Origin of the sequence: Pseudoalteromonas sp. Cn5-37 (genome assembly GCF_021532495.1) — a bacterium.
Lineage (GTDB): Bacteria > Pseudomonadota > Gammaproteobacteria > Enterobacterales > Alteromonadaceae > Pseudoalteromonas > Pseudoalteromonas simplex.
In genome coordinates this window covers 1-10,166 of sequence record NZ_JAKGBA010000054.1, presented here as the reverse complement: position 1 = coordinate 10,166, position 10,166 = coordinate 1, and the positions used below count along the sequence as shown (strand labels likewise).

13 protein-coding genes and 2 pseudogenes are annotated in these 10,166 nt (G+C 36.2%); all 15 read left to right on the top strand.

Annotated elements, in window-relative coordinates; translation table 11 throughout:
* Nucleotides 1-111 precede the first annotated feature (111 nt).
* The 15 genes and pseudogenes from L1266_RS21450 to L1266_RS21375 all read left to right on the top strand — a co-directional run bounded on the left by L1266_RS21450 (nt 112) and on the right by L1266_RS21375 (nt 9,683).
* Nucleotides 112-267, top strand: coding sequence for a hypothetical protein (locus L1266_RS21450; protein WP_235378322.1), 156 nt, complete (start codon nt 112-114; stop codon nt 265-267).
* 9 nt (nt 268-276) lie between these two features.
* Nucleotides 277-939, top strand: coding sequence for a GAD-like domain-containing protein (locus tag L1266_RS21445; RefSeq protein ID WP_054554045.1), 663 nt, complete (start codon nt 277-279; stop codon nt 937-939).
* A 366-nt stretch (nt 940-1,305) separates the two neighbouring features.
* Nucleotides 1,306-2,379: an RHS repeat-associated core domain-containing protein gene (locus L1266_RS22465; protein ID WP_054554044.1), complete on the top strand. Its 1,074-nt coding sequence runs from the start codon at nt 1,306-1,308 to the stop codon at nt 2,377-2,379.
* A gap of 3 nt (nt 2,380-2,382) precedes the next feature.
* On the top strand, nt 2,383-3,573 hold the full coding sequence (locus L1266_RS21430; protein ID WP_235378321.1) for an ADP-ribosylglycohydrolase family protein: 1,191 nt from the start codon (nt 2,383-2,385) through the stop codon (nt 3,571-3,573).
* 704 nt (nt 3,574-4,277) lie between these two features.
* On the top strand, nt 4,278-4,964 hold the full coding sequence (locus tag L1266_RS21425; protein WP_235378320.1) for a GAD-like domain-containing protein: 687 nt from the start codon (nt 4,278-4,280) through the stop codon (nt 4,962-4,964).
* 128 nt (nt 4,965-5,092) lie between these two features.
* Nucleotides 5,093-5,982, top strand: a pseudogene (locus tag L1266_RS21420) (N-acetylmuramidase domain-containing protein).
* Nucleotides 5,969-6,409, top strand: a complete 441-nt coding sequence (locus tag L1266_RS21415; RefSeq protein ID WP_054554043.1) for a hypothetical protein — start codon at nt 5,969-5,971, stop codon at nt 6,407-6,409. Before L1266_RS21420 ends, L1266_RS21415 begins: the two are co-directional and overlap by 14 nt.
* A 200-nt stretch (nt 6,410-6,609) precedes the next feature.
* Nucleotides 6,610-7,092, top strand: a complete 483-nt coding sequence (locus L1266_RS21410; RefSeq protein ID WP_152967161.1) for a DUF6795 domain-containing protein — start codon at nt 6,610-6,612, stop codon at nt 7,090-7,092.
* An 87-nt stretch (nt 7,093-7,179) separates the two neighbouring features.
* A complete protein-coding gene (locus tag L1266_RS21405; RefSeq protein ID WP_054554041.1) occupies nt 7,180-7,491 on the top strand; it encodes a hypothetical protein in 312 nt (103 codons plus the stop codon).
* A gap of 82 nt (nt 7,492-7,573) precedes the next feature.
* Nucleotides 7,574-8,047: a hypothetical protein gene (locus L1266_RS21400; protein ID WP_054554040.1), complete on the top strand. Its 474-nt coding sequence runs from the start codon at nt 7,574-7,576 to the stop codon at nt 8,045-8,047.
* A gap of 43 nt (nt 8,048-8,090) precedes the next feature.
* Nucleotides 8,091-8,135 (top strand): annotated as a pseudogene (locus tag L1266_RS22460) (hypothetical protein); the annotation flags it as partial.
* A 27-nt stretch (nt 8,136-8,162) separates the two neighbouring features.
* Entirely contained in the window at nt 8,163-8,579 is a 417-nt protein-coding gene (locus tag L1266_RS21390; RefSeq protein WP_235378318.1) for a hypothetical protein, read from the top strand.
* Nucleotides 8,549-8,728 carry a hypothetical protein gene (locus L1266_RS21385; protein WP_054554038.1) on the top strand — a complete coding sequence of 60 codons (180 nt, stop codon included), beginning with the start codon at nt 8,549-8,551 and terminating at the stop codon, nt 8,726-8,728. The genes L1266_RS21390 and L1266_RS21385 overlap by 31 nt, the downstream gene beginning before the upstream one ends.
* A gap of 169 nt (nt 8,729-8,897) precedes the next feature.
* Nucleotides 8,898-9,200, top strand: a complete 303-nt coding sequence (locus tag L1266_RS21380; protein WP_268795055.1) for a DNA/RNA non-specific endonuclease — start codon at nt 8,898-8,900, stop codon at nt 9,198-9,200.
* Between the two features lie 9 nt (nt 9,201-9,209).
* On the top strand, nt 9,210-9,683 hold the full coding sequence (locus L1266_RS21375) for an immunity protein YezG family protein (protein ID WP_054554036.1): 474 nt from the start codon (nt 9,210-9,212) through the stop codon (nt 9,681-9,683).
* Nucleotides 9,684-10,166 lie beyond the last annotated feature (483 nt).

Sequence of the window (10,166 nt, the reverse complement as noted above, 5' to 3'; positions counted from 1 at the left end):
ACAATCGCCAACTGGTTGAAGCGATGATCAAAGTGAAGGCGCTAAATAAGATCAACACCCTTGGTCTGCCTAAATATCAGTAAGTTAAGTGAGTTTATTAGAGAGCTGCATTTGATCAACAAGGCCAGTCACTGCTTAATTATTCACCATTGTTCACAATGGGCGAAAGCCGATCGAGTTGATGGAATGGATAAAGCAGCTAAGCAAGCCATGGATTTGCACGGGCCAGATGCAAAAATGAATGTAGAATTATCACGTTGTAAGTAAGGCGGAAAGATGCACGAATTTAAATTAGATGAGGACTTTGAGGGCTTTTTAGAAGATTTTGGAATGCCAGAGCAGCAAGAAAGCTGTTCTTCAATAACATTAGAAAAATTTAAAAATAAGCTCCCAGATCGTTTATTAGAATATTGGCAAGAATATGGGTTTTGTAGCTTTAAACAAGGTTTATTTTGGATTGTTAACCCTGATGATTATGAAGATACCCTAGATGAATGGTTAGAACATACAGATATTCCAGATAATGACATCTATCATGTTTTTGCACGAAGTGCATTTGGAAATTTATATATTTGGGGTGAAGAAACCGGTTATAAATATGAAGTTAATACTCGGCGAGGTTGGATTATTGAGCAAGATGGGAATGCTCGTGATGAGAATGATTTTTCATTAGAGATCTTTTTTGGTGGAGCAAACGTTAAAGATTTTGATATTAAAGATAAATCTAGATCTTACTTATTTGAACCATCTATCAAAAAATTTGGTGAATTAAAGGCAGACGAAATGTTTGGTTTTGAACCGAGCTTAATTGTTGGTGGAGAAGCTATTTTTGACAATATTAACAAGGTAAATATTTTTGTTCACTTATCTATATTGGCGCAATTTGGTCAAATCGAAGTACTTGATCATGATGCACTTATACGAAAAGCTTTTTCATAATTAAAATCGCTCTTTAACAACACGGATGTTCTATAGGCTTGGGCTATTTGGCTTAAGCCTTGCAGATATTTTGGCTCTTATTGCCTAACCCATTTTGGCGATAGCGATTTTGACTACGACTCACTCGGTCGTCGTATTGCTAAGCAGACTGAACATGGCAAGATTGATTATATTTGGGATAACGACCAGCTAATAGGTGAATACCAGCACGGCGAGTATACCTGGTACATCAACTTTCCCAATCAATTTCACCCGGTCGCACTGATTAAACAAGGTGAACTGTATTACTACCACCTAGACCAACTAAATACCCCACGTTTTGTAACTAATAAAAACGCAGAGGTTGTATGGCAAAACCACGCCGATGTGTATGGCTATGAAGAACCAGAAACCCATGCTGACTTTTATAAAGAAAACCGCTTCACTCAGCCAATACGTTTTCAAGGGCAATATTTTGATGATGAAAGCGGCCTACACTACAACCGCTACCGTTATTACAGCCCTAAGCAACAACGCTTTATAAATCAAGACCCGATAGGCTTAGTTGGCGGCATAAACCACTACCAATACGCGCCGAATCCGGTTAATTGGGTGGATCCCTATGGGTTGATGTGTAAGGAAGGTGAAAGAAGTTTAAAAATAAGCTTAGATAGAGCTTTCAATAAAGGTGTGATTAGTAGGGAGTTACAAAGGAATCTATTTGAAGCTGCGCAAATTGGTTTCATCACTCCGAAAGAGATTAAACAAGAGCTTATATCTGGAAATCCAGCTTCATTACTTGTATTCGAAGCTAAAGACAAATCAGAGCCACTAGTTTCTCAATCTGTAATAAAAGAAAGTAATAAAACTCCGCCCTCTGTGGATGAGCTAATTATGTCAGATTTAAACATCGGCAATAGTTTAAATGGTTTAGAAGGTGAAGATTTCAAAAATCATGTCCTTATGAATTACTACTTACATCCAGGTTTAGATGTACTATCGCGCGAAGAATTTTTGTCAATCTCTGTATATACAACAAACTTATATGAACCAATTAATAATGGTTTAAGAGGCTTTTCTTCCGATGATAAAAAGAAATGGTCTAGAGTTGTTGAAAATGCCAATAAAGGCTTAGAAAAACTAGCTGAAAACCCAGAGTTCAGATATGAAGGTGAGGTTGTGCGGGGAGATAAGTTTAGTGATGATTTATTAGATGAGTTATTTCCCATTGACGGAATACATCATGAAAAGGGTTTTAAAAGTACCAGCTTTAATCCAGATAAAAGTTTTTCCGGTAATACAAAGATTACAATTAAATCAAAAAATGGTGTTAAAGTGGCTGACACAGCTTCAGTAGCTCCACATGAAGAAGAAGTTTTATTTAAATCGGGAACTAAATTTAAAGTTATTAGTAGAAATACATTAAATGGATTTACTGTAATTAAACTAGAAGAGATGTAAATAATGAGTAACGATTTTTTATTAGATGATAATGGTCTTCCTATTACAGATCCAGATATTATCAAAATTTTTGAGGAGAGATTTAGAATTCCCGACGATCTTCGCTTTCCTTTTATGACAAATAAAATGAGCGGTTCTAGAGAGCCTCATAAAACACAATGGATGTTATCATATCTTGTTTACCGAACCGCGGTGCCCAAACCTACTGATGAACAGTGCAAAGAATATTATAAGAGAATTCAAGTAGATTGTGATGATGATATTAATCGTTTTCGAGGTGCTCTGCTTGGTTGTGCTGTTGGGGACGCTTTAGGAACGACGCTTGAATTTCAAGCTCCGGGAACATTTGAGCCGATTAATGGCATTATTGGAGGTGGGCCGTTCAATCTTAAAGCAGGGGAGTGGACTGATGATACAAGTATGATGTATTGCTTAGCTCATAGCCTTGTTCGCACTAAAGTTTTTGATCCAAAAGATCAAATGGATTTGTATTCTAAATGGTGGAAGGATGGTGTTTTTAGTGTTAATGGAAAATGTTTCGATATTGGAAATACCGTAATTCATGCACTGAAAAATTATGAGCGAACAGGTGATCCTATAGCGGGTGACAAAGATCCTAATTCAGCCGGAAATGGTTCGTTGATGCGTTTAGCACCAATACCGATTCGTTACTATTACAGCTTCGAAGACTCAATTAAATATGCCGCTTTAAGTTCTAAAACAACTCATGGTGCAGAAGAAGCAGTCGATGCGTGCCGATATTTTAGTGGTTTGCTATGGGGAGCACTTCATGGTGAATCTAAAGAAAACTTACTAGATGGAGTTTACTCACCTATCGAGGGTTATTGGGAGAAGAACCCACTTTGTCAATCTGTAACTGACTTAATAATAAATGCTGAGTATAAAACTAAAAAAGCTTCGCAAATACGTGCTAGTGGCTATGTAATGCATACTTTAGAAGCTGTTTTATGGGCTTTTTATCATTCTGATACCTTTGAGGACGGTGCTTTGCTGGCTGTCAATCTAGGTGAAGATGCTGATACTACTGGGGCTGTATATGGACAACTTGCTGGTGCTTATTATGGAGAGCGTGTGATTAATTACGATTGGGTTAAAAAGATTAAAGAGTTACATGTCTTTTATTTAAAAGCTATGGAACTTAAAGAGCTAATTAAGTCAGAGCTAACTAATTAAAAGTATTTGTTTTTTACTTTTTCTTGTACCGACGCTTTAAGTAATGATGACAAAACGTATGTCAGCCTTGATGTTATTGAGATGAATGTAGAAAGGGTCAATGACAATTTGTTTCGTTGGCTTAAATTTCATCCTGATAGCTAGTAACCTTGTTTAAGACTAGAGATTTTAGAAGCGGGTAGTAATGCGCTTATCAAACGAAAGAATATATGTAACGTGTATGATGAAGCGTTAAAGGTGACACATGATTTTAAAAAATTAACATTTTTAGATATCTACAATCTGAATGTTAATTCACAAACTCTGACATTTGACTTAGAACTCTCTTTGTTGAGTCAGAATGTAGTTAATATGAATTGTTTAATTAAGATTGAAAATACAGGTTTTTCTCCACTTGAGTGTCACCGTTTAGAGGTGGAGGAATAGCCTGCGGCCGGATTGATGCTAACTGCTATAAGAATACGTAAAAAACCTTACAAGTTCGTAGTTGAGCACAAGGTTGATTACGAGATAGATACTGTAAATTTAAAGGTTTAACTTGAAGGTTAATTATGGAGATAAGACTAAGTTTTATGGGCTGTATGCGAGGACTGAAAATGATTCGAACAAGTGGAATCGTGCTGTATTTAATCTAAAGCCAACAGGTGAATTCAATATTGATTTTTCATGGGGTCAAGAATTGGCAGATGAAATAGAGCGACTGAATGATGAATAAATTTTTCGATAACTTTTACAACTTCAAGGGATTTGGCCCCGCGATAAAAGCGACAATGCCAACCAATGAAACGCTTGAATTTTTTAAAGGCAAACTTCCTGAGCGTTTGTTGGAATACTGGCAAGAATATGGCTTTTGTGGCTGGGGTGATGGCATTCTCTGGCTAGTAAATCCAGAAGATTACCATGATATTTTACAAACTTGGCTTGAAGATACTGAGTTTGCAGAACGAGAAAAAGCCGGTATTGATAATTATTATGTGATAGGTCGAAGCTCTTTTGGAAAGCTCATTGTTTGGGGGAAGACATCTGGTCAAAGTATTACCATTAATCCAAGTTTTGGTATGATTTTCCCTACTGATGGCACTTCGGACTTAAATGAGGATGGAGAAGATTTAACGGTAGATTTATTTTTTGCTATTATGCGAAAGGATGCATTAGAGCAACAAGACATTAACGAAAAGCCTTTGTTTGAGCGTGCACTAAAAAACCTAGGCCCATTAGAAGCCGATGAAATGTATGCGTTCGTTCCTGCGTTGGCTCTTGGTGGTGTAAATAAGCTTGAAAATTTGCAGAAAGTAAAAGCGATTGAGCATTTGAATTTTCTCGCTGAATTGGGCGAGAAACTCATAATGGCTGATATTGTCGCTATGTCTAATGAATTACATAAGAAGTAACGCTGTAGCGGTTAATCATTTCAACTAAGTAATACTAAATTGGGTATCCAACAGGTACTAAATAGGCCATTTCGTCGAACGTTAATATGAAATGGCTTTGAAAATAAATACATGAAAAGGACTTTCATATGTCAGCAATAAGAATAACTCAGTCAGTTGGTCTGAGTGGTGTTAATAATCCAGCTGATGTAAAAGCAATACAAACCGCATTAAATAAATTACTTAAATTGCTCCCTTCTATAAACGCATTGGTCGTGGACGGGCGTTTAGGTTCCCGCCCAGAAAACTCTAAAAAAGTTGCTGCAATTAAACAGTTTCAAAGCAAAGTTGTAGGTATGGTGCGGCCAGATGGGAAAATAGACCCAAATGGCCGAACTCACAAAAAGATTAACGAGAAACTAATAATTAAAAGCCATCAATTACGTTTTAAATTACCATTGGCATCATCGAATGTTCAAGAGTTAACTGAATCTGACTTTTTGAGTGTTGCTAAGACATTGAATTGTAAAGTTGCTGCGATTAAAGCTGTAGCTGAGGTTGAATCTTCTGGTGATGCCTTTTTACCTAACGGAAAACCAAAGGTTTTATATGAAGCGCATATTTTCTCGCGATTCACAAACCATCAGTATGATTCGAGTCACCCTTCTGTTTCTAGTAGGAGTTGGAATCGAAGCTTATATGTTGGAGGTGCTCTAGAGTATAAAAGGCTTGAAAAGGCTATGGAGTTGGATGCAACAGAAGCTTTAAAATCAACTTCATGGGGGCGTTTTCAGATTATGGGTTTTAATTTTAGAGCTGCAGGATTTGCGAGTGTAGAGGCTTTTGTAAAACAATGTTTAATTCGCAAAGGAAGCAGTTAGATGCATTTGTGAACTTCGTTAAAAGTAAAGGTTTAGAAGAGTATCTCAGAACATTGAATTGGGCTGCATTTGCCCAAAGTTACAATGGCTCACAGTACGCCCAAAATAATTATGATATTAAATTAAAAAAGGCCTTTGACAAGTATGATAAAAAATAAGCTTTTTTCTGTTTTGCTCACTTTGCCGCTATTGTGTATTAATGCGTGCCAAGCGAATCCAAGTGACTTTGTTGTTATTTTTAAGTGCCATTCAGATACGCCAACCAAGATCCGTGTGGTAGTTAAGGAGCAGAAAGGCCTTTTTGAACTTGAGCAATTTAGTCATTCGCAATTTAAGCACTCAATGCCTGAAAAAGTAATTGTTATCGGTAAATTTAGCTATCACCGCCCGTTGGTTACAGAACATAGTATGGAGTTTAAAGTCGGTGAAAATAAATTAACACTGAGTGATTATCACAGTGAAGAACTAGGTATGAATATAAAAGAAAAATCGGTCACGTTAGTCCAAGGCGGTAAGAAAGAGTATTGGCTTTGTGATGATTTGAGTTCTAGTCAGTTACCTTCTGTAGATGATTTTAAGAAATAAGGTATTTCCGTTATGGGTTATGGAGATACATTAGGCGAGACTCTGAAAATAACTTGCGCTAGAAAATGACAGGTGGTCGATATTTCCACTTTATAAGTCATTGAAAAAGCAGTATCTAGAAATAGAAATTAGATTCGAAATTACGACTATACAATTTTTAGACGTGAATTAAAGGGAGGTTTAAGCATATGGTTGGCTTAATGAAAAAATACGATGTTCATATGTGCTCTGAGGTTAAGGGTTGTATTTTGAATTATGGAGAGCCGGTAAATGGAGTAAGAATACGTCGAGAGTTAACTTATGCTCACTCAGTTGTTGAAATTGATGAAACGGTAACGGATGCTAATGGCCATTTTTCAATGCCCGAAATATTAATAACGTCAAAAAAGCCTGGTGATATGTTTGTTCATGATGTTGTATTACAGCGCATTACAATTTTAAGTAATGAAGAAACGTATGTTTTATGGAACACAAAACAACTAGGTATTGAACCATTCAAAGAGATAGAAGAAAAATTGCTTACTCTGAATGGTGATTTAAGTTCACAAGAAGTGCGATTCACTTTTCCCAATAAGAAAAACCCGAGTTTGGAATTCGATGGGTTAAGTATTTGTAGGTGGGAAAATGATTTTGAAGTTTTTGAGCTTAAAGAGAGTGAAGGATATTTCAGCGATTTTGTCTAATAAAAGTGTATTCAGTGAAATGTTGTCGATATATCAAAATTAAAGAGAGCTCTTGCATTGAGCCGAGTTTTGCAAATAGGAGAAGGTTTGTTTTTTAATGATGAACAAAAGCGTAAAGTTGAACTTTATGCGCTCATATATGTTGCCGTATTTCTTTTACCTTTCCCTATTTCGCTACACTTTGCTGAGTTAGCTAAAATTGGCGGTATATTACTTTGGCTGATTGCTTCTGTAGCGTATATGGTTGCTTATCTAAGGGTGGTGTCAGAATTACCTAAAAAGGATAGGGTTCTAGTTACTTGGAATCAATCTACTTACCTACCACAAGTCATTTTCAAGGTTGCTCCCGTGTTAATCTTTATGCTTGTTTGGTTAATTCTCAGCACAGTTTGGTATTAGCATATGGGATATCGAATGGGTTAAAAATTAATAATCTATAAACCGAGTTCTATTATATTTATTCTAAAAGCAGGAACATTTAATGAATCGCTATGACACTGCTCCAGATCCTTTTAACAAGCCAGTAAAAGTGTGTCGGCATTTAAAAGAGAAGGTTGATAGAAAGGTAAAAATTGATCCAGTACCTTACGTAATAGGAATAACTGATGACTATTATACTTGCTCATGGTTATGTATGGGCTGTATTGAGAAATATAAAGTACCAAAGCAAGGCGTTTTTTTATTTCATTTACCAGCAAGTGATGATGGGGATGAACACTTTGTGTTTCTACGTAACTTGAACTTGGACTTAAGCGACATAGAAAGTTGCTTTGATATATTAGGCTTTAAAAATTCGGGCGATTTAGATAATAACCCATTTGAGGCTGTTGAAGGAGAGTTGAACGTTTATTTAGATTTCAACACGTTCTTTTTATTATCTGGTATTACTCCAGCCACTAATGATGCATATGTACGAGATACACTTAAAGTACCATTCGGCTCAATATTAATGTAGTTAGGCCCGTTCTTCATACCACACGACATAACAACAACGTTTTATAAACCAAGACCCGATAGGCTTAGTAGGTTGCATAAACCATTATCAATATGCGCCGAATCCGGTGAATTGGGTGGACCCGTTTGGACTTAGTTGTAAGGAAGGTACGTCTACTAATATTTTAACCCCTGTTATAGGTGCGTCAGGGAAAATAGTTGAACATATTTCAAGCGATACAAAGCTGGTCAGGTTTGAAAGCCCATTAGAAAGTACGCCTATGACACCACATGAATCTCCATTTTTCGATGTTTCAAAGGCAATGAAATACGGTTTAAAGCCAGATTATTATCAGGCCCTATTTGCCGCTTCAGAACCAAACTTGGGAGAGCTAACTAAGCTAAGGAAGAAGCAGGGAAATTTTAATAATGATGTGGAGCTAAAAGAAGCAACAGTTGGTGAGTTGTTAGAGAAAAACCTGATGCTAAAGTATTATCTGATTTTAGGTTTAATGATTCTGTTTTGGGTAAAGAGTCTGGCGTATATATTGTAATCACAAACAATCAGCCAGAAAAAACCAAAGAGCAAGAAAAACCGAAAAAACTCAACTTTAAAAAGCCTATAGGTGAGAATGAAACAGTAGATAAGCCAGTTGTAAAAATCCTGGCTGGAAGTGCGTCTGAAAAGCCAAGAGGGAAATGAAGCTGGGCGGAAGAACTTGAAAACCCTAAATCTAACACTATCTATGAGGTAACTTCTATTCATGATGGTCAGCCTGCAATTTATACTTACGAAACAGATGAACAAGGTCGTACAATAAAAGTTAAAGGTAAGCTCACAAAGTCAGCAATAAAAGATCAAACGATAAGAGATAAAAAAACACCGTAGTTCGAAACAAAGTAGCTATGGTTGCGATGATCCAATGTATGATGGTGGGCATTTAATTGGTACACTTTTTCAAGGTCCAGCAGAAAAAATAAACATAGTACCTCAACTAAAAGACCAAAATCGCTTTGCTGAATGGAGAGAAATAGAAAAAGAGTTAGATAAAGATAATGAAGTAGAAGTAGAGATTTCGGTGACATATGATGGTGATAATACTTCGCCGAAGACTCTTTTTGCTACTTATATGGTTGATGATAATGAGCCAATAGAAAAAGAGTTTGATAACTAAGGATACAAAATGTTCGATACAATCGACGATATATACAATCATATAGGGCAAGCGATGTTTGACGCCCTCCCTAATGAATGGGATATAGCCACATTAACATTACTAATGGATAAAGTAGATGTTTCCGTAACGATGTTTCAGAAATATTTGGATAAGAGTGATTCCAAGAGTTACCAATATTTTAGTGTTAATAAACGAAATGGAGTTGCATATGAATCAAAAGTTTCCGATGCTTTCTATGCACTCTTTCATATAATGAAAAAGAATGAAAATGATGTTCCTTGGAATAAAGCACGATTTGAAATGACATCCGAAGGCGACTTCTCAATTGATTTTAAATATGACGAAGATTTTGCTTGGTACAAATCCCTCGATATTGAGAGTCAAGAATATAATGATCTTGACATAGATGTGATAAATCAAATTAAGTCATGGGAAGGTTTACCTGAAAGTTATCCTAGGTATTGGGCAAAACGCTATTAGTGCTTCCAAATGTAGATACATTAACGAGAGCAGATGTATCGGCATTTACTTTAAAATACAATAACTCGGCTGTATTGGAAGAGCACTGGCAGGATAACTATTCTGATAATGCAATGCGATTATGGGAGGAGGTAAAGCAAGCCTATGAAAATAAGGAAGAAAAGTAATATAGTATAGATGAATTAATTTTTGCTCTAAATTATGACTTTGCAGTTATGCCTTACCAAAATGATAATGATGACTTGGGCTTTTATAAATGGATTTTCTTAGAGATTTCTAAATTAAGTTAGAGTTCGTTAAATTCTTTTTTATTTATAAGTCAGATGTCTATTTTAATTTTTACTCTGGTGAGTAAGCCCGAATTCAGATAATAAGTGCACCACTCATGGTTAAACGGTGAGAAGAGATCAACTGCCTGTTGGTGGTACTCTGTAATCGCCAAAAAACAAGAGTAGATACCATGAGTTACAAGCAGTTGATCGA

Bases quoted from the DNA above. Each gene is read 5' to 3' on its own strand.
- L1266_RS21430 (WP_235378321.1), top strand. From the start codon at position 2,383: ATGAGTAACGATTTTTTATTAGATGATAATGGTCTTCCTATTACAGAT.
- L1266_RS21410 (WP_152967161.1), top strand. From the start codon at position 6,610: ATGAAAAAATACGATGTTCATATGTGCTCTGAGGTTAAGGGTTGTATT.
- L1266_RS21400 (WP_054554040.1), top strand. From the start codon at position 7,574: ATGAATCGCTATGACACTGCTCCAGATCCTTTTAACAAGCCAGTAAAA.
- L1266_RS21415 (WP_054554043.1), top strand. From the start codon at position 5,969: ATGATAAAAAATAAGCTTTTTTCTGTTTTGCTCACTTTGCCGCTATTG.
- L1266_RS21425 (WP_235378320.1), top strand. From the start codon at position 4,278: ATGATGAATAAATTTTTCGATAACTTTTACAACTTCAAGGGATTTGGC.
- L1266_RS21445 (WP_054554045.1), top strand. From the start codon at position 277: ATGCACGAATTTAAATTAGATGAGGACTTTGAGGGCTTTTTAGAAGAT.
- L1266_RS21375 (WP_054554036.1), top strand. From the start codon at position 9,210: ATGTTCGATACAATCGACGATATATACAATCATATAGGGCAAGCGATG.